This window comes from Bradyrhizobium sp. SZCCT0231 (assembly GCF_018130245.1).
In the GTDB taxonomy this organism is placed as follows: domain Bacteria; phylum Pseudomonadota; class Alphaproteobacteria; order Rhizobiales; family Xanthobacteraceae; genus Bradyrhizobium; species Bradyrhizobium japonicum_F.
The window spans coordinates 76,403-96,930 of the sequence record NZ_JAFCKP010000015.1; the positions used below are offsets into that span (position 1 = coordinate 76,403).

The following is a 20,528-nucleotide window of genomic DNA, read 5'->3' on the forward strand; positions in this document are numbered from 1 at the left end:
TCGTCCGTCAAGCTGGATCTATCTGAAATTGTCGCAGGCGAGCGGTTCGTAACGCGGGTCCAGCGCCTGGCGAACGGAGGGAACGCTCGGCCGCGACGCTTCTGCGGCCAGCGCCTGGACCTCGACGAAAGCCGATATCAGGGCGATCGCGAGGTCGCCATGGCATCCTTCGACCGCAGCATCGAGCCAATCCGGCAGCTCGCGCTCGCGCGAGAGCGCGCAGTGCCACTCGCCCTCGTCATAGGCAATGCGGCGGACCCGCCACAGCGGCAGCTCGAGCTCCATCAGTGCCAGCGCCGCATCGGTCCAGGCTTCCGAATCGATCAGGCGCATGACGCGGGCCGTGCGTTCGCTCTGGCCCAGCGACGGGAAGCGCCGGCAGGCGTGACCGATGATGTCGAGCATCAGCGGCCGCGTCATTGCATGTGCCTTGCGCAGCTGCTCGGCGGGCGAGGGGGGATCAAGCGGGCGGAGAGCGGCGGTCATGTCAGGCCTCCTGGAGTTGGCGTCGGTCAGTCGGCCGGCCTCGCCAAGATGGCCTGGAGGGCATTTGAAAACGAGATAGGGAACGGGCGAGACATATAAGGATTTCATAGGCGGACGGGACCTTCCGGCTCGTCGCGATAGTTCCTCGACTTTCGTCTTCGCCCGCGGTGGAAGCTATAGAAGCAGGGCTTTTTGAAAGACCTTGTCCGCTGTCCCCGGTAACAATCGTCGGCGAAGGCGGGTGGACGCCGCCGCTGCGCTGCCTGCTTGATACGACCGCCCGGAATGGATCGTGGTCATGTGGCCGCCTGCCGGGACGGGCCGGCCTTTATGAGATTCCTATAACGTCGTCATAGGCCTCATCTCGAAAACCTATGTGCGCGGTGGCACCTCACACGCGTGAAATCCCGACTGGGCATCGCGGTACGTTGATCACTTGATCTGCCACAAGATGCCCGCCGAAATCTACGGAACAGTTGCGTCGCGAGTAAACGCAACGAGGAGCATCCCCATGATGGACATTCTAATGCTGGCGCTGGGCTTCGCTCTATTCGCCCTCGCGATCGGCTACACCTACGCCTGCGAACGGCTGTGAGGGAGCGGATCATGATCTTCGATTATGCCCTCGCCGGCGTCGTCTCGTTCGGCCTCCTGGTCTACCTCACCTACGCGCTGCTGCGGCCCGAGCGGTTCTGACGCCGTGCTGCTGCTTCTCGAATTGCTGCTGGCGGACGTCGTGCTCGTCGCCGGCCTGCTTGCGCTGCTCCTGCCGCTATTGCGCCGGACACAATGCCTGAAGGGTTAATGCCATGACTGTGATCGGTTGGCTCCAGATCATTCTCTACTGCGCGATCGTCGTCGCGCTGACCAAGCCGCTCGGCTGGTACATGACGCGCGTATTCAACGGCGAGCGCACCTTCCTGTCGCCCGTCCTGCGCCCGATCGAGGCCGGCATCTATTGGATCTCCGGCGTCGACGAGAAGCGCGAGCAGCACTGGCTGACCTACACGGTCGCCATGCTGCTGTTCCATGTCGGCGGCTTCCTCATCATCTACGGCCTGATGCGCCTGCAGGCCGTGCTGCCGTTCAACCCGGCCGGCCAGTCCGCGGTCGCCGAGGATCTGTCCTTCAACACTGCGATCTCCTTCATCACCAACACCAACTGGCAGAACTACGGCGGCGAAAGCACGCTGTCCTATCTGACCCAGATGGTCGGCCTGACGCATCAGAATTTCCTGTCGGCGGCGACCGGCATCGTACTGGCGGTTGCTCTGATCCGCGGCTTTGCCCGCGCGTCCATGCGCACGGTCGGTAACTTCTGGGTCGATGTAACCCGTTGCACGCTTTATATCCTGCTGCCGATCTGCGTCGTGTTCACGCTGTTCCTGGTCTGGCAGGGCATGCCGCAAACGCTTGGAGACTACGTCGAAGCGACCACGCTCGAGGGCGCCAAGCAGACCATCGCGGTCGGCCCGGTGGCCTCGCAGGTCGCGATCAAGATGTTAGGGACCAATGGCGGCGGCTTCTTCAATGCCAACGCCGCGCACCCCTTCGAGAACCCGACTGCGCTGTCGAACTTCGTGCAGATGCTGTCGATCTTCGCGCTCGGCGCGGCGCTCACCAACGTGTTCGGCCGCATGGTCGGCAACCAGCGCCAGGGCTGGGCGATCCTCGCCGTGATGGGCGTGCTGTTCATCGCCGGCGTCGCCGTCGCCTACTGGGCGGAAGCTCAGGGCACCTCGACGCTGCACGCGCTGGGGCTGACCGGCGGCAACATGGAGGGCAAGGAAGTCCGTTTCGGCATCGTCGCGTCCTCGCTGTTCGCCGTGATCACGACGGCGGCCTCCTGCGGTGCCGTCAACGCGATGCATGACAGCTTCACTGCGCTTGGCGGCATGATCCCGCTGATCAACATCGAGCTCGGCGAGATCATCGTCGGCGGCGTCGGCGCCGGCATGTACGGCATGCTGCTGTTCGTCATCCTCGCGATCTTCGTCGCTGGCCTGATGGTCGGCCGCACGCCGGAATATGTCGGCAAGAAGATCGAGGCGCGAGAGGTCAAGATGGCGATGCTCGCGATCCTGATCCTGCCGCTGATGATCCTGGGCTGGTCGGCCGTGGCGGTCGTGCTGCCGACGGGCGTTGCCTCGATGGCGAATGCCGGTCCGCACGGCTTCTCGGAAGTGCTCTATGCCTATTCCTCGCAGACCGGAAACAACGGTTCGGCCTTCGCGGGTCTGACCGGGAACACCCCGTTCTATAACCTGACCGGCGCATCCGCGATGTTCGTCGGCCGCTTCCTGATGATCGTCCCGGCGATGGCGATTGCGGGCTCGCTCGCGGAGAAGAAGTCCATCCCGCCGTCGATGGGGACCTTTCCGACCACGGGCGGCCTGTTCGTCGGCCTTGTCGTCGGCGTGATCCTGATCATGGGCGGCCTGACCTTCTTCCCGGCGCTCGCCCTCGGCCCCATCGTCGAGCAACTCGCGATGAACGCCGGCAACGTCTTCTGATCCAGCTCTTTCGGAGTGACCTCCATGGAACCAGTTTCTAAACCCAACAAGCGCATGCCGGTCTCGGCGATGCTGGATCCCAGGATCGTGGTGCCTGCGATTGGTGCTGCCTTCACCAAGCTCGATCCGCGGTCCATGATCAAGAACCCTGTGATGTTCGTGGTCGAGATCGTGGCCGCGCTCACCACCGTGATCTTCGTCCGCGACCTCGTCACCGGCGGAGAAAATCTCGCCTTCACCTTCCAGATCATCCTCTGGCTGTGGTTCACCGTGCTGTTCGCCAACCTTGCCGAAGCCGTGGCCGAGGGCCGGGGCAAGGCGCAGGCCGAGACGCTGCGCAAGACCCGCACCGAGAGCCAGGCCAAGCTCCTGAGCGCCGCGGGCCGTGACTACAAGCTCGTATCAGGCACGAGCCTGAAGGTCGGCGATCTCGTGCTGGTCGAGGCGGGCGACACCATCCCCTCGGACGGTGAAGTGATCGAGGGCGTCGCCTCCGTCAACGAGGCCGCCATCACCGGCGAGTCCGCGCCCGTGATCCGCGAATCCGGCGGCGACCGTTCGGCGGTGACCGGCGGAACGCAGGTGCTGTCGGACTGGATCCGCGTCCGCATCACGGCAGCCCAGGGCTCGACCTTCATCGACCGCATGATCAAGCTGGTCGAGGGCGCCGAGCGGCAGAAGACGCCGAACGAGATCGCGCTCAACATCCTGCTCGCCGGCCTCACCATCATCTTCGTGTTCGCCACCGTGACGATCCCGAGCTACGCCGCCTATGCCGGCGGCTCGATCTCGGTGATCGTGCTGGTGGCTCTCTTCGTGACGCTGATCCCGACCACGATCGGCGCGCTGTTGTCGGCGATCGGCATCGCCGGCATGGACCGCCTGGTGCGCTTCAACGTGCTGGCGATGTCGGGCCGCGCGGTCGAAGCCGCCGGCGACGTCGACACGCTGCTGCTCGACAAGACCGGCACCATCACGCTCGGCAACCGGCAGGCGACCGCGTTCCGTCCGGTGCGTGGCGTCACCGAGCAGGAGCTGGCGGACGCCGCCCAGCTCGCCTCGCTCGCCGACGAGACCCCGGAAGGCCGCTCCATCGTCGTGCTGGCGAAGGAGAAGTACGGCATCCGCGGCCGCGACATGGCCGAGCTCGGGGCCACCTTCATCCCGTTCACGGCGCAGACCCGCATGAGCGGCGTCGATGCCGGCGGCTCGTCGGTGCGCAAGGGCGCGGTCGATGCCATGCTGAACTATGTCGGCGGCGGCGCTCCGACCGCGGTCGCGTCCGGCAACACGGCGCGGGCGATGCAACCTGCCGCGCTTTCCGAGCTCGGCCGCGAGATCCAGGCCATTGCCGATGAAGTGTCGAAGTCCGGCGGCACGCCGCTGGCTGTCGCCAGGGATGGCAAGCTGCTCGGGATCGTCCAGCTCAAGGACATCGTCAAGGGCGGCATCCGCGAGCGCTTCGCGGAGCTGCGCCGCATGGGCATCCGCACCATCATGATCACCGGCGACAATCCGATGACGGCCGCTGCCATCGCGGCGGAGGCCGGCGTCGACGATTTCCTGGCGCAGGCAACTCCCGAGGACAAGCTCAAGCTGATCCGCGACGAGCAGGCCAAAGGCAAGCTGGTGGCGATGTGCGGCGACGGCACCAACGACGCCCCGGCGCTCGCCCAGGCCGATGTCGGCGTCGCCATGAACACCGGCACGCAAGCCGCCCGCGAGGCCGGCAACATGGTCGACCTCGACTCCAACCCGACCAAGCTGATCGAGGTGGTCGAGATCGGCAAGCAGCTCTTGATGACGCGCGGTGCGCTGACGACGTTCTCGATCGCCAACGACGTCGCCAAATATTTCGCGATCATCCCGGCGATGTTCCTGGCGTTCTACCCGCAGCTCAACGTGCTCAACGTCATGAACCTGTCGAGCCCGCAGAGCGCCATCCTGTCGGCGATCATCTTCAACGCGCTGATCATCATCGCGCTGATCCCGCTGGCGCTGAAGGGCGTCGCCTATCGCGCCGTCGGTGCCGGCGCGCTGCTCCGCCGTAACCTCTTGATCTACGGCCTTGGCGGCATCGTCATTCCCTTCATCGGCATCAAGGTGATCGACCTCGCCGTCACCGCCTTGCACCTGGCTTGATCGCCATCGTGCACGACGCGAAGACTTAGGAGACGTAACATGCTCAGAGAAATCCGCCCCGCCATCGTCCTGTTGCTGGCGCTCACCGCCATCACCGGCCTGGCCTATCCGCTCGCCATGACCGGCATTGCCGGCGCGCTGTTTCCCGTGCAGGCGCAAGGCAGCCTGATCGAGAAGGACGGCAAGGTGATCGGCTCCGCCCTGATCGGGCAGGAGTTCAAGGACGACAAGTACTTCCATGGCCGCCCCTCGGCGACGCTGGCGCCGGACCCGAATGATTCGACCAAGACGGTGCCCGCCCCCTACAATGCCGCCAATTCGGGCGGCTCCAACCTCGGTCCGACCAGCAAGGCGTTGGCCGACCGATTGAAGGAAGATGTGGACAAGCTCAGGAGCGAAAATCCGAATGCGACCGTGCCGGTCGACCTGGTGACGACCTCGGCCAGCGGCCTCGACCCGAACATCTCGCCGGAAGCGGCGCAATTCCAGGTGCCGCGCGTGGCCAAGGCGCGGAATCTGCCTGAGGATCAGGTCAAGCAGCTCGTGACCGCCAGTACCGAAGGCCGTCTGCTCGGCCTGCTCGGCGAACCCAGGGTTAACGTTCTGGCACTGAATCTCGCGCTCGATCGCATGGCCGCGAAGTAGCAGTCTAGGCTCGCGGCACGCAGATGATTATATTCGACCGCGAAGCCTCCCTCTCCCTCTCCCCGCAAGCGGGGAGAGGCGAAACGACAGGCGGAGAATGTAACGGATAGACAAGCCGTCCTGATGGTCCGAGAGCGCCGCGATCCCGAACAACGTCCCTCTCCCGAGGCACTGCTGGAAGCAGCGCGCCGGGAGGAGAGCGCGAGCGGCAGGCTGAAGATCTTCGTCGGCGCCGCTCCCGGCGTCGGCAAGACCTACGAGATGCTGCAAAGCGCCCATGCCAAGCGCAAGGCCGGCATCGATGTCGTGGTCGGTTTCGTCGAGACCCACGGCCGCGCCGAGACCGAGGCGCTGGTGCGCGATCTCGAAGTGGTCCCGCGCAAGAGGCTGGACTACCGCGGCCAGATTGTCGAGGAGATGGACCTCGACGCGGTGATCGCGCGGCGGCCGCAGATTGCGCTGGTCGACGAGCTCGCCCACACCAATGCGGCCGGCAGCCGCCATCCCAAGCGCTATCTCGACGTCGAGGAGCTGCTGTCCCACGGCATCGACGTCTACACCGCCGTCAATATCCAGCACATCGAGAGCCTGAACGACGTCGTTGCCCAGATCACCCATGTCCGGGTACGCGAGACCGTGCCGGATTCGGTGTTCGACCGCGCCGACGCGATCGAGCTGATCGACCTCACGCCAGACGACCTGATCCAGCGGCTGAGGGAGGGCAAGGTCTACGTCCCCAAGCAGGCCGAGCGGGCGCTGGAGCATTATTTCTCGCCGGGCAACCTCACCGCGCTGCGCGAGCTTGCGCTGCGGCGGACGGCCGAGCGGGTCGACGAGCAGCTTCTCACCCACATGCAGGCCAATGCGATCGCCGGCCCCTGGGCCGCGGGCGAGCGCATCCTGGTCTGCGTCAGCGAGGATCCGCGTGCGGCCGGCCTCGTGCGCTATACCAAGCGGCTGGCCGACCGGCTGCATGCGCCGTTCACCGCGATCTCGATCGAGACGCGGCGATCGCTGCAATTGTCCGACGAGGAGCGGGATCGGCTGGCCGACACGTTGCGGCTTGCCGAATCGCTCGGCGGCGAAGCGCTGACCATTCCCGCCGTCGGCGGCCGCATCGCCGACGACGTCGTCAATTTCGCGCAAGGCAACAACGTCACCCAGATCGTGATCGGGAAGTCGACGCGCTCGCGCTGGTTCGAGATGACGCGCGGCTCCGTCGTGCACGACCTGGTGCGCCGCGCCGGCAACATCACGGTTCACGTCATCGCCGGTGACGAGCTGCCCGGCGAGGCCGTGCCCAAGACCGCGGTGCAGACCGCAGCGCGCTCGGAGCCGTTCAACCCGCTGCCCTATCTGAAGGCGCTCGGCATCGTGCTGATCGGCCTCGGCGCCGCGGAGCTGATCCAGCCCCGTTTCGGCATCGAGAACGTCGACCTGGTGCTGCTGACGGCGGTGGTCGCGGTCGCGGTCCGCTACGGCCTGTGGCCGTCGCTGCTTGCGACCGTCGCGGCCTCGCTGTGCTACAATTTCTTTTTCCTGCCGCCGATCTACACCTTCACGATCACCGACCCGACCAATGTCGCCGCCTTCGTGTTGTTCATGGTGGTGGCGATGATCGTCTCCAATGTCGCAGCGCGCGTGCGCACGCAGGCCGATGCCGCGATTGGCCGGATCAGGATGACCGAGCAGCTCTATGCATTCAGCCGCAAGCTCGCCGGCACGGCCACGCTCGACGACGTCTTGTGGGCGAGCGCCTACCAGATCGCGTTGATGCTGAAAGTGCGCGTGGTGCTGCTGTTGCCGGACGCGGGCCTGCTTACGGTGAAATCCGGCTATCCGCCCGAGGACGAGCTCGATCAGGCCGATCTTGCCGCCGCCAATTGGGCCTGGAGCAACGATCGCCCCGCCGGCCGCGGCTCGGACACGTTGCCGGGCGCAAAACGACTGTTTCTGCCGATGCGGACCGGCCGGGGCCCGATCGGTGTGATCGGCATCGACAACGACCGCACCGGCCCGCTGCTGACGCCGGACCAGCGGCGGCTGCTCGACGCGCTGGTCGACCAGGGCGCGCTCGCGATCGAGCGCGTGCTGCTGGTCGAGGACATGGACCGCGTCAAGCGCACCGTCGAATCCGAGCGGCTGCGCTCGGCGCTGCTAACCTCGATCTCACATGACCTGAAGACGCCGCTCGCCTCCGTGTTGGGGGCGGCCTCCACCATGCGCGATCTCTCCGGTGCCCTCTCCGACACCGAGAAGCGCGACCTGCTCGCCACCGTGATTGACGAATCCGAGCGGCTCAACCGCTTCATCGCCAATCTGCTCGACATGACCAAGCTCGAATCCGGCGCCATCGTGCCCAACACGGCGCTGCACGATCTCGGCGAAATCATCGGCAGCGCGCTGCGGCGCACGAGCAAGATCCTGACCGCCCACAAGGTCGAGCTGGTGCTTGCCGCCGATCTGCCGATGCTCCAGCTCGATGCCGTGCTGTTCGAGCAGGTGCTGTTCAATCTGCTCGACAACGCCGCCAAATACTCGCCACCCGAGACCACGATCTCGATCCGCGGACGGCGCGACAGCGGTCATGTCGTGCTCGAGGTCGCCGACGAGGGCGCCGGCATTCCGCCCGGTGAGCTCGAGAGCGTGTTCGACAAGTTCTATCGCGTGCAGAAGGGCGATCACGTCCGCCCCGGCACCGGGCTCGGGCTCGCCATCTCCCGCGGCTTCGTCGAGGCGATGCGCGGCACGATCTCCGCTGCCAATCGCAGCGAGCGCAGCGGCGCGGTCCTCACCATACGCCTGCCCGTTCCGGCAGAGAGCCACGCATTGGATACCGCCGCATGAGCGCTGCTCCGATCAAGGTCCTGGTCATCGACGACGAGCCGCCGATCCGCAAATTGCTGCGGATGGGCCTGACGACGCAAGGCTACGAGATCCTGGAGGCGTCGAACGGCAAGACTGCGCTGGAAAAGCTCGACGAAGAGCCGGCGCTGATCATCCTCGATCTGGGCCTGCCCGACGTTCAGGGGCATGAGCTGCTCCGCACCATCCGCGCCCGCAACGACGGCGTGCCGATCGTGGTGCTGTCAAGCCGCGGCGACGAAGCCGGCAAGGTCCAGGCGCTCGATCTCGGAGCCGACGATTATCTGACCAAGCCGTTCGGCATGGAGGAGCTCCTGGCGCGCCTGCGCGCCGCGCTGCGTCACCAGCTTCAGGTCAAGGGCGAACGCCCGGTGTTCCGCACCGGCGATCTCTCGGTCGATCTCGTCCGCCGCATCGTCAAGCTCGGGGATCGCGACGTGAAGCTCTCGCCGAAGGAATATGACCTGTTGCGCGTGCTGGTGCAGCATGCCGGCAAGGTGCTCACCCACCGCTTCCTGCTCAAGGAGCTCTGGGACGAATTGACCGACGCGCAATACTTGCGCGTCTATGTCCGCCAGCTCCGCCAGAAGATCGAAGCCGATCCGGAACGGCCGCAATATGTGCTGACGGAAACGGGGATCGGGTACCGGCTGAAGGCGGGGGAATGATTCTCGCTGTCATTCCGGGGCGCGCCTCTTGGCGCAAGCCCGGAATCCATCTCTCCCCGGTATGCTTGTCACGATGGATTCCGGGCTCGATGCTTTGCATCGCCCCGGAATGACGAGGCCTATTCAGCCCGCCTTCCTGTGCCTCGCCGCTGTCCGCTGCGTCTTCCTCGCGGCTCGGTGCCGTCCCGTCGCACGCCGTGCATGTGACTTCGCCGCCGTCTTCTTGCCGCTGCGTCCTTTCAGGCTCTGCTTCAGCGCGTCCATCAGGCTGATGACGTTGCTCGGTCGCTCCTCGGGCTCCGGCAGCTCGATCTTCTTGCCGCTGGCCTTGCGCCTCACCAGTGCCTTCAGAGCATCCTCGTATTCGTCCTTGAACTTGCCGGGATCGAAATGCGCCGCCTTGGTGTGCAGGATGTGGCCAGCGAGCTCGACCATGTCCTTGGTGATCTTCGGGCTCTTGATGTCGTCGAAGAACTGGTCCTCGTCGCGCAGCTCGTAAGGGAAGCGCAGCGTGGTGCCGAGCAGGCCCTTGCCGAGCGGCTCGATCGCCATGACATGCTCGCGGTTGGTGAGAACGATCTTGGCGAGCGCCACGCGCTCCTCGTCCTTCATCGCGTCGCGGATCACCGCAAAGGCATCGACCGCCGCCTTGCCGTCGGGCGCGATGTAATAGGGATGGTTGAGGTAGCGCTGGTCGATCTCCTCGCGCGGCACGAAGCTCTCGATGTCGATGGTATGGTTGCTTTCGATCTGGACCGCCTCGAGCTCCTCCGGTTCGATCTCGACATATTTGCCCTTGCGCAGCTCGTAGCCGCGGCCCTTCTGGTCGCTCTCGACGACGTCACCGGTCTCGGAATCGATCATCTGCTGCTTGAGCCGGTTGCCGGTCTCGCGGTTGATCAGGTGAAACCGCGTCTTCTCGGCCGCGGTGGTCGCCGGATACAGCACGACCGGGCAACTGACCAGCGACAGCTTCAACGTTCCCTTCCAGTAGGCGCGCGGGGCCATTCCATTCTCCAGCGTTTTCAAGGTGTTTTGGAACCCCAACCGTCCCATAGGGTTTTGGTTCCGGGCGGGACTTTTGCCGTGATAGGCTTGGATGCTGAAAGAGAAGCGGGACCGGTCGTGCTGCAAAAACTTTCCACTTACCGACAGAAGCGGGACTTCGAGAAGACGCCCGAGCCATCGGGCAAGACCGCAGTGGCCCCCTCGAAACAGCGGCGCTTCGTGATCCAGAAGCACGATGCGAGCCGGCTGCATTACGATTTCCGGCTCGAATTCGACGGCGTGTTCAAGTCCTGGGCCGTGACGAAGGGGCCCTCGCTCGATCCGCACGACAAGCGGCTGGCAGTGGAGGTCGAGGATCATCCGCTCGACTATGGCGATTTCGAAGGCACGATTCCGGAAAAGCAATATGGCGGCGGCACGGTGATGCTGTGGGACCGCGGCACGTGGGAATCGGATGATCCCGAAGCCGGCTTCAGGAAGGGCGACCTGAAGTTCACCCTGCATGGCGAGAAGCTGCATGGAAGCTGGGTCCTGGTGCGGATGCGCAACCGCGGCGGCGAGAAGCGGACCAACTGGCTCCTGATCAAGCATCGTGACGACTATGTTCGCGAAGGCGCGGACAACGATATTCTCGAGCAAGACAGGTCCGTCGCCTCCGGCCGCGCGATGGAGCAGATCGCCGAAGGCAAGGGCCGCGCGCCAAAGCCGTTCATGCTGGCCAAGGGTCCCAAGGGCAAGGCGGATGCGGTGTGGCAGTCCAATCGTGCGGAGGAGACGAAGGGGAGGACCGTCCAGCCGGCGCCGCGCATGGCGTTGAAGGCCAGGAAGACGGGAAAGAAGACGACGACGGCCACGAACGCCAAGAAGGTCTCGGCGATGCCGGATTTCGTGGCGCCGCAGCTCTGCACGCCGGTCGAGCGGCCGCCGGCTGGCGCGGGCTGGTGCCACGAGATCAAGTTCGACGGCTACCGCGTGCAGCTCCGGGTCGAGGACGGCGAGGCAACGCTCATGACGCGAAAGGGTCTCGATTGGACCGACAAGTTCGCTTCGATCGCGAAGGAGGCGACTTCGCTGCCGGACGTCATGATCGACGGCGAGATCGTCGCGCTCGATCACAACGGCGCGCCGAATTTCTCCTCGCTGCAGGCCGCACTGTCGGACGGCAAGACCGAGGATCTCATCTTCTTTGCCTTCGATCTCCTCTTCGCGGAGAATCAGGACTACCGCCGGCTCCCACTCGGCGAGCGCAAGGCGCGGCTCAAGGAGCTATTGGAGGCGCGCAAGCGCAAGTTAGCGCAGATCCGCTATGTCGAGCATTTCGAGAGCGGCGGCGATGCCGTGCTGCAATCGGCCTGCAAGCTCGAGCTCGAAGGCGTGGTGTCGAAGAAGCTGAACGCGCCGTATCGTTCCGGCCGCACCGAGAGCTGGGTCAAGGCCAAATGCCGCGCCGGCCATGAGGTCGTGATCGGCGGTTACAAGACCACCAACGGCAAATTCCGCTCGCTGATGGCCGGCGTGCATCGGGGCGATCATCTCGTCTTCGTCGGCATGGTCGGCACCGGCTTTGGCGCCGACAAGGTCAAGCACATCATGCCTGCACTGAAGGCGATGGAGACCAAGGAAAGCCCCTTCGGCGGCAAGAATGCGCCGAAAAAGACGCGCGAGGTGCACTGGCTGAAGCCGGAGCTCGTCGCCGAGATCGAGTTCGCCGGCTTCACCGCCGACGGCAATATCCGCCAGGCGGCGTTCAAGGGACTGCGGCAGGACAAGCCGGCCGAGGAGGTCGAGGCCGAGACGCCCGTCGACATCGAGCTCGCAAAACCTTCGGCCCGGAAGCGGGTCGTTTCAAAAGCAGGCAAGAAGGACGCCGGCGCTGCCGAAGTGATGGGCGTCGTCATCTCGAAGCCGGACAAGGAGCTGTGGCCGGATGGCGGCGACGGAGAGGGCGTGACCAAGCTCGACCTCGCGCGCTACTTCGAGGCGGTCGGCCCCTGGATGATCGACCATCTCAAAGGGCGTCCATGCTCGATCCTGCGTGCGCCCGACGGCATTGGTGGCGAAAAGTTCTTCCAGCGTCATGCCATGCAGGGCATGTCGAACCTGCTCGAGCTCGCCAAAGTCTCGGGCGATCGCAAGCCCTATCTTCAGATCGATCGGATCGAGGGGCTCGCGGCGGTCGCGCAGATCGGCGGCGTCGAGCTGCATCCCTGGAACTGCGCGCCCGATGCCTATGACACGCCGGGCCGATTGGTGTTCGATCTCGACCCGGCGCCGGACGTGGACTTTGCCGACGTCGTCGAGGCCGCCAAGGAGATGCGGCAGCGGCTGAGCGATGTCGGCATGGACAGCTTCTGCAAGACCACGGGCGGCAAGGGCCTGCACGTGGTGGTGCCGCTGCTCCACGGCGCGCGCGACAAGGTGAGCTGGAAGGAGGCCAAGGCGTTTGCGCAAGGAATCTGCCAGTGGATGGCCGACGACGATTCCGAGCGCTATCTGCTCAACATGTCGAAGAAGCTGCGCAACGGAAAGATCTTCCTGGACTATCTCCGCAACGACCGCATGTCGACGGCGGTCGCGCCGTTGTCGCCCCGCGCGCGCGCCGGCGCGACGGTGTCGATGCCCGTGACCTGGGCGCAGGTGAAGAGCGATCTCGACCCTAAGAAATATACGGTGAGGACCGTGCCGGGCTTGCTGGCGCGTTCGAAGGCGTGGGAGGGCTATGACGATGCGGCGGCGCCGATCAAGGCCGCGATCAAGAAGCTGGCGGGGAAGGTGAAGTAGGTCTGTCGCTGTTGCAGCGAAGGCCGGTCCCGTAGGGTGGGCAAAGCAAAGCGTGCCCACCGTCTTTCCTTGTAGTGGCGAGGAAGGTGGGCACGGCGCGTTGCGCCTTTGCCCACCTTACGAGATCTTCGTTGGGTCGCTAGATCCTTCCCATCAGCAGCAGGATCAGCAGAATGACGATGACAAGCCCAAGGCCGCCGCCGCCATAATAGCCGGTGCCATAGAACGGGCCGCCGCCGATGCCGCTGAAACCGCCGAGCAGGGCGATCACCAGAATGATCAGAATGATCGTGCCGATTGACATGCGAGTCTCCTCAGCCCTTTGTCGAAAGGGTCGTTTGCACCTGTCCCGTCGTGTGGGGGCAACTTGCCGCAGGTTTTATAGTTCCGGCTTCGCAACGTAGGCGCCGGCTCCAGCTCGCATGGAACCTTTGCCCTTCCGCCGGCCATGAGTAGGTGAGGATCTCTCAACAGGGATTAGGGCTATGTCAGCACCACTTGTCGTCTCAATTCCGCATCGTCTCGGTCGCGAGGAGGCGGTGCGCCGGCTCAAGGCGGGGCTTGGCCGCGCCGCAGCAAGCATTCCCGTGATGCAGGTCGAGGAGGAGCGCTGGAGCGGCGATAGCATGAACTTCCGCATCCGTGCGCTGGGGCAGGTCGCGACCGGCCAAATCGACGTCGCCGACGATCAGGTCCGGGTCGAGGTGGTGCTGCCCTGGCTGTTGCAGCGCTTTGCCGAGATGGCGCAGGCGACGATCAGGAAGCGCGGGCAATTGCTGCTGACGAAGGACGGGGGAAAGTAACTTCAGGCGCGCACGCGCTGCCGCGACGGCCTGACGGCGCTGGCCGTTCGGGCCTCGATGGCTGAGGCGGGAAAATCGCGAAAAGCCTGCGCGAGCGGCAAGTCGCTACCCGCAAGGCCGGGCGCGGTGTAGCCGGTGATGTCGATCGTGGCGTCAGAACCCGCCAGTGCGGGCCATTCCCGGCCCGCTTGGGTGAACGGCGCGAACTGACGCCCGACCGCGACAATCGCGGCTGCGCGGCCATGGCGACGGGCAAAGGCGATGACGTGGTCGGCATGTGCGCCCCGTACCTCCAGCGGCTGGTAGTCGCCCTGCGCGAAGACGTCGGCAAGCTCGCTGCGCAACTTCAGGAGATGCCGCGTCCAGGCCAGCTTGAGCCGGCCGTCCGGCCAGCTCTCGATCAGACCGCTCCAGTCCGGCGCTTCCAATGACGTCAGCGCTGCGTGGCGCGCGGCAAAGTTGACCGGACGGCGGTTGTCGGGATCGACCAGCGACAGGTCCCAGAATTCGGTGCCTTGATAGAAGTCCGGCACGCCCGGCAGCGTCGCCTTGAGCGTGAGCTGGCTCAGCGAGTTCAACGTGCCGAGCAGCGCCACACGGCGAGCCAGGGTCTGCAACGCCTCCAGGAATTCTGCGGATCGGGCGGGGTCGAGGATCTTCTCGATGAAGTCTCGGATGCCGTTCTCATACGCCTCATGCGGATTGAGCCAGCTCGTCTCCTCCTTGCCCTCGCGCGCGGCCTTGAGCGCATAGGCCTGGATGCGATCGACGAAGCCGCCATCGGCCGGCTCCTCGAGCGGCCAGGCGCCGAGCAGGGTCTGGTAGAGCATGTATTCGAACGTCGCCGACGGTGCGCGGAATTTGCCGTGCAGTGTGAGATGCGGCGCGTTCAGCACCTTCCAGCGCGCCACCGCGCTGGTCCATTCGCCGGGAATCTCGCTGAGCGCCGCGATGCGCGTGCGGGCATCCTCGCCGCGCTTGGTGTCGTGGGTGGCGGTCGCCGTCATGCCTTGCGGCCATTCCCTGGCGCGCGCTCGCATCGCCTCGTGGAAGGCGGGAATGGCGAGGCCGGTGCTTGCGGGATCGCCGCCGACCTCGTTCAGCGCCAGCAGCCGATGGAATTGGTAGAACGCGGTGTCCTCCAGCGACTTCGCCATTACCGGCCCGGTGAACTGCTGCACCTTCAGTGCGAAGCGGCGCACGCGCGGCGTGCTGTGCGGGGGCCGGCCAGGCTTGAGCAGATCCATGGTCAGGGCATCGCGCAGGAAGTCGAAGATGCCTTCGTCCGCGGCGAACCATTCGGCGCGGGCGCGCGCGATGGTGTCCTCGATCAGCTTGCGGTCGTGCGCCGTCGCCCCGGCCGTGGTGAGATAGGTGCGATAGACCGGGAAGTGCAGCACATAGAGCTCGAGCGCCTGTCGCAGGCTGTCGGCTGAGAAGTCGCGCGTCGAATAATGCCCGTTGGCGATGCGCGCGAGCAGGCGCGTCAGCACGGTGAATTCGCTGGTCAGCAGCGTCTCCAGCACCCGCCGCTTGGCCTCCTTGACGTAAGGCGCAAGCCGCGGTGGCCGGTTGCTGATCTGCCGCCAGGTCTCGTCCAGCGCCTCCAGGCCTTTGGGATCGACCAATACATGGGTGATGACGTTCATCCACTCGTAGCCGGTGGTGCCCTGGACGCCGGCGAAATGCGGCAGGCGCTCGTGCTCGCACAGGATCTTTTCGATCAGCGTATAGAACGGTTTTGTCTTGCCCTGCGCATCGCGCACCAGCCGGCGGAGCCGCTGGCAATATTGCGCGGGATCGCGCAGGCCGTCGATGTGATCGAGGCGGATGCCCTGTAATTTGCCGTCGGCAATGAGTTGCTTCACCAGCCGGTGGGTGGCGGCAAAAGTGCTCGCGTCCTCGACGCGCAGGCCGGCGAGGCCGTTGACATCGAAGAAGCGGCGATAGTTGATGTCGCTGGAGGCAAGCCGCCAGTGCCCGAGCTTGTAGTGCTGGCGCTCCAGGAGGTGATGCAGCGTCAGCGTCTGTGCCGGGCGGTCCTTGCCGGCGCGATAGACGGCAAGGCCGCGATCGATGATGTCGGCGGCGCCTGCGATCTCCTTGAGCTCGGTCTTGAAGCCGGGAGCTTCCTTGCGATTGGGACGGCGCAGCCCCGCGTAGCGGGTCGCGAGCGCGAGCAGGCGCTTGCCGGGCTCCGTCTCCGCCGCGTCCGCCTCCTTGACGACCACCCGCAGCACCTCGCCATAGCGCTCGGGGGCGACCGGCAGGCGATGCTCGAAATACCAGGCGGAGAGACTTCCCTCATCGGGATCGTAACGCAGCTCGATGTCGCCGCGCTCCAGCGCCTCGCCGTAGGATGTGCCGAGGATCGGCAGCAACACGCCGCCGCGGGCGCGGTAGGCGAGTTGATCCCAGTCGATGTCGAACGAAGCCGCGTGCGGCGAGGCCTGGCCCCATTCCAGCACGTCGAGCCACCAGGGATTGTCGGCGAAATGCACGCCAACATGGTTGGGCACGAAATCGATGATGAGCCCGAGATCGTGCTGCTGAAGCGCCTCGCTCAGCCGTGCAAAGCCGGCCTCGCCGCCGAGTTCGGGATTGAACTGGCTGTGATCGACGGTGTCGTAGCCGTGCGTCGAGCCCTTGCGCGCCTTCATCACCGGCGAGCTGTAGAGATGCGTGATCCCGAGCGCCTTGAGGTAAGGAACGACCTCGGCGGCCCTGTCGAAGTCGAAATCCGCGGTGAGCTGAAGCCGGTAGGTCGCGAGCGGAATGGCGGGAGGCATGTCAACCTCCGAGGCGCCAGACCACCGACCAGGGCGGAAGCCGCTCGCTGGCCCCGCCCCAGATCGCCGTGCCCGCGCTGACGTCGGACATGATCTCGTGATCCGACAGATTGGCGACAAGGCGCAACGTCGTGCCGTCGCCCATGCGCCAATGCGCGGTGAGCAGGCCGTTGTCGGCCGCCTCGGCATCACCGAAGCTCGCGCCGTTCAGTCGCGGCATGACCTCCTTGCGACGGAGCGCGAGCAGCTCCTTCACCAGCGCAAGCCGCGCCTCCTGCTGTGGCGTGCGGCCGGTCCAGTCGAGCACGGCCGATTGCAGCGTTGCCGGATCGAGCGGGTCGGGCACCTCATCGCCATATTTCTCGTAGGCCCAGGCGTACTCCTGCTTGCGCCCATTGCGCACGGCGTCGGCGAGTCCGCCTTGGAAATCGCAGAAGAACGGGAAGGGGACCGTCGAGCCCCATTCCTCACCCTGAAACAGCATCGGCACCATCGGCGCCAGCAGGGTGACCGCGAGCGCGGCCTCGATCTGTTTTGGCGATGCCAGGCTTTCCAGCCGCTCGCCGAGCGGACGATTCCCGATCTGATCGTGGTTCTGCAGGAAGTTGACGAAGGTTGCCGGCGGCAGCTTGCCGCTCGGCTCGCCGCGCGGCTTCTTGCCCCAGAATTCCGAGATCTCGCCCTGATAGACGAAGCCGGAGGCCAGCGCGCGCGCAAGATCCATGCGCGGCGTCTGGTAGTCGCCATAATAGCCGGCATGCTCGCCGGTCAGCATCACGTGCCAGACGTGGTGATAATCGTCGTTCCACTGTCCGCGATACTTGCCGTTCGGCGGCTCCTGCGTGGCGTCGAGCAGGCTGGCGCGGTTGTCGCCGTTCTCCAGCACGAGATGGATGTGGCGTCCCGTGGCCTTGGCGAGCTCGCCCGCGGCGACGCTGAGGTCTTGCAGCATGGACTGCTCGCCCGGGACAGCCATGATGTGGTTGGCGGCATCCAGCCTGAGGCCGTCGAAACGGTAGTCGCTGAGCCAGGACAGCGCGTTCTCGACGGCGAAGGCTCGCACCTGCGGAAGGCGATAATCGATCGCGCTGCCCCACGGCGTGTGCGAATCGGTGAAGAAGGTCGGCGCATAGCGGCCGAGGTAGTTTCCTTCCGGGCCGAAATGATTGTAGACCACGTCGAGGAATACCATCAGCCCGCGCAGATGCGCCTCGTCGATCAGCGTCTTCAGGTCTTCGGGCCGGCCATAGGCGCTGTCGGGCGCATACCACAGCACGCCGTCATAGCCCCAGCCGCGGCGTCCTGCGAAATCGGCGAGCGGCATCAATTCCAGCGCGGTGATGCCGGTCGCCGTGAGATGATCGAGCTTGTCGATCATGGCGCGGTAGGTGCCCTCCGGCGTGAAGGTGCCGACATGGGCCTCGATCAGCACCGTCTCTTCCCACGGACGGCCGCGCCAATCCCGCGCGCGCCACACGAAGGCGTCGTGGTCGATCACTTCGCTCGGGCCGAACACGTCCTCGGGTTGGAAAGCCGAAGCAGGATCCGGCACGTCGATCTCGTCGTCGATCCTGAACTTGTAGGGGCTGCCAGCGGTGAGGCCGGCGATGTCGGCGACGTACCAGCCATCATGCCGGCGCGGCATCGCGTGCCTGCGGTCGAGCAGGAGGTCGACACGACGCGCGCCGGGCGCCCATAGCCGGAACGACACGCCGTCTTTCGTCGGCCTCGCCCCGAAGGATGGCCTCATGGCGCCCCCGCGAAGGCGAGCACGGAGCGCGGCGGCGCCTTGCTGTCGCTCCCTGGCGGGAAGTCGATCGTGTTCAATTTGGCATCGGTCGTGTTCAGGATCTGCTGCCAGCTCTTGTATTCGGCCATTTGGGGCAATTTGAATGCGATCTCTTCGGGGGCGGCGTTCAATACGATAAAGATCGCAGCCCTGCCCGGTTCCATCGGCCCCATCACATAGGAGAGGAATCTGCCTTCCGGGAATTTCCAGTCGCTCTCCGTCATCTCGCCACCTGTGGGCGTCAGCCACAACGCACCGTAGGAGACGCCGTCCTTGGGCCGGCCATCAAGCCAGCGATGGCTGCGGAGCTGCGAGAACCGGCGGCGGATGTCGGCGAGTTGGGCGACGAAGTCGACCATGTCGTCGCCCTCCTTGCCGAGATTGTCCCAGCCGATCCAGCCGACCTCGTTGTCCTGGCAATAGGCGTTGTTGTTGCCGGATTGCGAGTTGCCGACCTCGTCGCCGGCGAGGATCAGCGGAACGCCCTGCGCCAGCATCAGGCAGGCCAGCACGTTCTTGCGCAGCTGGCGGCGCAGGCTGATGATGTCAGGATCGTCGGTCGGTCCCTCGACACCGCAATTGTTGCTGTGATTGTCGTTGGAGCCGTCGCGATTGTCCTCGCCATTGGCCTCGTTGTGCTTCTCATTGTAGCTGAAGAGGTCGGCGAGCGTGAAGCCGTCGTGGACGGTGATGTGGTTGATGCTGGCGCGCGGCCGCCGTCCGTCGTGGTTGAACAGGTCGGACGATGCGGTCATGCGGCTGGAGATGTCGCCGATCAGGCTGCCTTCGCCGCTCCAGTAGCGGCGCATGGCGCTGCGATAGCGGTCGTTCCATTCCGACCATTGCGAGGGGAAGGCCCCGACCTGGTAGCCGCCGAGCCCGAGGTCCCAGGGCTCGGCGACGAGCTTGACGGCGGCCAGGACCGGATCCTGCCGGATCGCGGTCAGGAACGAGCTGCCGCGGTCGAAACCGTTCGGCCCGCGCGCCAGCGTGGTGGCGAGGTCGAAGCGGAAGCCGTCGACATGGCAGACCTCGACCCAGTAGCGCAGGGAATCCATCGCCATCTGCAGCACGCGCGGATGGGTGAGGTTCATCGACGAGCCGCAGCCGGTGAAGTCGTCGTAGTAGCGCGGGTTCTCGCGGTTCAGCCAGTAATAGGAGGCGTTGTCGATGCCGCGATAGCACAGCGTCGGGCCGAGGTGGTTGCCCTCGGCGGTGTGGTTGTAGACGACGTCGAGCATCACTTCGATCCCGGCATCGTGCAGCCGCGCGATGGTGGTGCGGAAGGAATCGAGCGCATTGTCCTGAGCGTAGCGCGGCTCGGGCGCGAAGAAGGACAGCGTGTTGTAGCCCCAGTAATTGGCGAGCTTCTTTTCCACGAGGATGCGGTCGTCGACGAAGCTGTGGATCGGCAGCAGCTCGACCGTGGTGACGCCGAGCCTCTTCAGGTGCTCGATCATGGCCGGCGAGGACAGGCCGCCATAGGTGCCGCGCAAATTCGGCGGCACGTCATTGCGCTTCTGGGTCAGGCCCTTGACGTGGGCCTCGTAGATGATGGTGTCTTCCCAGGGGATGTTGGGACGGATCTCGCGGCGGCCCCAGTTGAAGGTCTCGTCGACCACGACGGCCTTCGGCATGCCGCGCGCATTGTCGCGCCGGTCGAAGGACAGGTCTTCGCGCGGCGAGCCGGTGCGATAGGCAAAATGCGCATCGCTCCAGACCAGCCGTCCGGCGAGCCGCTTGGCATAGGGGTCGAGCAGCAGCTTGTTGGCGTTGAAGCGATGGCCGTGCTCGGGCTCGTAGGGGCCGTGCACGCGATAGCCGTAGAGCTGGCCGGGCGAGACGTCGTTGAGATAGCCGTGCCAGACATCCTCGGTCTTCTCAGGCAGCTCGATACGCTCGAGCTCGCGGCGGCCTTGCGCGTCGAACAGGCAGAGCTCGACCTTCTGCGCATTGGCGGAGAACAGCGCGAAATTGGTGCCGCGTCCGTCCCAGCTTGCGCCGAGCCGTGCGGGCGATCCAGCGGTCAGGCGCATCGA

General features: G+C 65.3%; 14 protein-coding genes. 8 read left to right on the forward strand and 6 right to left on the reverse strand.

All coding sequences use genetic code 11. The annotated features are described in order from the left end of the window. Nucleotides 1-18: 18 nt before the first annotated feature. A complete protein-coding gene (locus JQ566_RS27090) occupies nt 19-486 on the reverse strand; it encodes a hypothetical protein (RefSeq protein WP_212378084.1) in 468 nt (155 codons plus the stop codon). Between the two features lie 606 nt (nt 487-1,092). Here JQ566_RS27090 and JQ566_RS27095 point away from each other — a divergent pair. The 6 genes from JQ566_RS27095 (at nt 1,093) to JQ566_RS27120 (ending at nt 9,319) form a co-directional block, all read left to right on the forward strand. Then, nucleotides 1,093-1,182 carry a K(+)-transporting ATPase subunit F gene (locus JQ566_RS27095; protein WP_212234662.1) on the forward strand — a complete coding sequence of 30 codons (90 nt, stop codon included), beginning with the start codon at nt 1,093-1,095 and terminating at the stop codon, nt 1,180-1,182. 113 nt (nt 1,183-1,295) lie between these two features. After that, entirely contained in the window at nt 1,296-2,999 is a 1,704-nt protein-coding gene (kdpA, locus tag JQ566_RS27100; protein ID WP_212378086.1) for a potassium-transporting ATPase subunit KdpA, read from the forward strand. Between the two features lie 24 nt (nt 3,000-3,023). Continuing rightward, nucleotides 3,024-5,141, forward strand: coding sequence for a potassium-transporting ATPase subunit KdpB (gene kdpB, locus JQ566_RS27105; RefSeq protein WP_212378088.1), 2,118 nt, complete (start codon nt 3,024-3,026; stop codon nt 5,139-5,141). 39 nt (nt 5,142-5,180) lie between these two features. Continuing rightward, nucleotides 5,181-5,786: a K(+)-transporting ATPase subunit C gene (locus tag JQ566_RS27110; protein ID WP_212378090.1), complete on the forward strand. Its 606-nt coding sequence runs from the start codon at nt 5,181-5,183 to the stop codon at nt 5,784-5,786. Between the two features lie 123 nt (nt 5,787-5,909). Beyond that, complete coding sequence (locus JQ566_RS27115) at nt 5,910-8,633, forward strand: sensor histidine kinase (protein ID WP_212378092.1); 2,724 nt, start codon at nt 5,910-5,912, stop codon at nt 8,631-8,633. After that, on the forward strand, nt 8,630-9,319 hold the full coding sequence (locus JQ566_RS27120) for a response regulator (protein ID WP_212378094.1): 690 nt from the start codon (nt 8,630-8,632) through the stop codon (nt 9,317-9,319). Before JQ566_RS27115 ends, JQ566_RS27120 begins: the two co-directional genes overlap by 4 nt. Before the next feature lie 123 nt (nt 9,320-9,442). On the opposite strand, the gene ku is transcribed toward JQ566_RS27120, so the two are convergent. Further along, a complete protein-coding gene (ku, locus tag JQ566_RS27125; RefSeq protein ID WP_212378096.1) occupies nt 9,443-10,327 on the reverse strand; it encodes a non-homologous end joining protein Ku in 885 nt (294 codons plus the stop codon). 117 nt (nt 10,328-10,444) lie between these two features. On the opposite strand from ku, the gene ligD reads away from it, so the two are divergent. Beyond that, nucleotides 10,445-13,108 carry a DNA ligase D gene (ligD, locus tag JQ566_RS27130; RefSeq protein WP_212378098.1) on the forward strand — a complete coding sequence of 888 codons (2,664 nt, stop codon included), beginning with the start codon at nt 10,445-10,447 and terminating at the stop codon, nt 13,106-13,108. 139 nt (nt 13,109-13,247) lie between these two features. Here ligD and JQ566_RS27135 read toward each other — a convergent pair whose 3' ends face one another. Continuing rightward, entirely contained in the window at nt 13,248-13,412 is a 165-nt protein-coding gene (locus JQ566_RS27135) for a DUF3309 family protein (protein WP_018318514.1), read from the reverse strand. A 181-nt stretch (nt 13,413-13,593) separates the two neighbouring features. Between JQ566_RS27135 and JQ566_RS27140 the strand changes: the two genes are divergently transcribed. After that, nucleotides 13,594-13,911, forward strand: a complete 318-nt coding sequence (locus tag JQ566_RS27140; RefSeq protein WP_122401835.1) for a polyhydroxyalkanoic acid system family protein — start codon at nt 13,594-13,596, stop codon at nt 13,909-13,911. Between the two features lie 2 nt (nt 13,912-13,913). Here the strand turns inward: JQ566_RS27140 and treY are convergent, their stop codons facing one another. Genes treY through glgX form a run of 3 tightly spaced genes read right to left on the reverse strand, consistent with a single transcriptional unit; the run spans nt 13,914 to nt 20,525 of the window. Beyond that, complete coding sequence (gene treY, locus JQ566_RS27145) at nt 13,914-16,700, reverse strand: malto-oligosyltrehalose synthase (RefSeq protein ID WP_212378100.1); 2,787 nt, start codon at nt 16,698-16,700, stop codon at nt 13,914-13,916. A 1-nt stretch (nt 16,701) separates the two neighbouring features. Beyond that, nucleotides 16,702-18,450 (reverse strand): malto-oligosyltrehalose trehalohydrolase, encoded by a 1,749-nt coding sequence (treZ, locus tag JQ566_RS27150; protein WP_212378102.1) that lies wholly within the window; start codon nt 18,448-18,450, stop codon nt 16,702-16,704. Further along, nucleotides 18,447-20,525 (reverse strand): glycogen debranching protein GlgX, encoded by a 2,079-nt coding sequence (glgX, locus tag JQ566_RS27155; protein ID WP_212378104.1) that lies wholly within the window; start codon nt 20,523-20,525, stop codon nt 18,447-18,449. The genes treZ and glgX overlap by 4 nt, the downstream gene beginning before the upstream one ends. Nucleotides 20,526-20,528 lie beyond the last annotated feature (3 nt).

Excerpts from the sequence above, each read along its gene's own strand:
- glgX (WP_212378104.1), bottom strand. The coding sequence starts at position 20,525 with ATGCGCCTGACCGCTGGATCGCCCGCACGGCTCGGCGCAAGCTGGGAC.
- JQ566_RS27120 (WP_212378094.1), top strand. The coding sequence starts at position 8,630 with ATGAGCGCTGCTCCGATCAAGGTCCTGGTCATCGACGACGAGCCGCCG.
- JQ566_RS27140 (WP_122401835.1), top strand. The coding sequence starts at position 13,594 with ATGTCAGCACCACTTGTCGTCTCAATTCCGCATCGTCTCGGTCGCGAG.
- JQ566_RS27090 (WP_212378084.1), bottom strand. The coding sequence starts at position 486 with ATGACCGCCGCTCTCCGCCCGCTTGATCCCCCCTCGCCCGCCGAGCAG.
- kdpA (WP_212378086.1), top strand. The coding sequence starts at position 1,296 with ATGACTGTGATCGGTTGGCTCCAGATCATTCTCTACTGCGCGATCGTC.
- ku (WP_212378096.1), bottom strand. The coding sequence starts at position 10,327 with ATGGCCCCGCGCGCCTACTGGAAGGGAACGTTGAAGCTGTCGCTGGTC.
- treZ (WP_212378102.1), bottom strand. The coding sequence starts at position 18,450 with ATGAGGCCATCCTTCGGGGCGAGGCCGACGAAAGACGGCGTGTCGTTC.
- JQ566_RS27115 (WP_212378092.1), top strand. The coding sequence starts at position 5,910 with ATGGTCCGAGAGCGCCGCGATCCCGAACAACGTCCCTCTCCCGAGGCA.
- JQ566_RS27135 (WP_018318514.1), bottom strand. The coding sequence starts at position 13,412 with ATGTCAATCGGCACGATCATTCTGATCATTCTGGTGATCGCCCTGCTC.
- treY (WP_212378100.1), bottom strand. The coding sequence starts at position 16,700 with ATGCCTCCCGCCATTCCGCTCGCGACCTACCGGCTTCAGCTCACCGCG.
- JQ566_RS27095 (WP_212234662.1), top strand. The coding sequence starts at position 1,093 with ATGATCTTCGATTATGCCCTCGCCGGCGTCGTCTCGTTCGGCCTCCTG.
- kdpB (WP_212378088.1), top strand. The coding sequence starts at position 3,024 with ATGGAACCAGTTTCTAAACCCAACAAGCGCATGCCGGTCTCGGCGATG.
- JQ566_RS27110 (WP_212378090.1), top strand. The coding sequence starts at position 5,181 with ATGCTCAGAGAAATCCGCCCCGCCATCGTCCTGTTGCTGGCGCTCACC.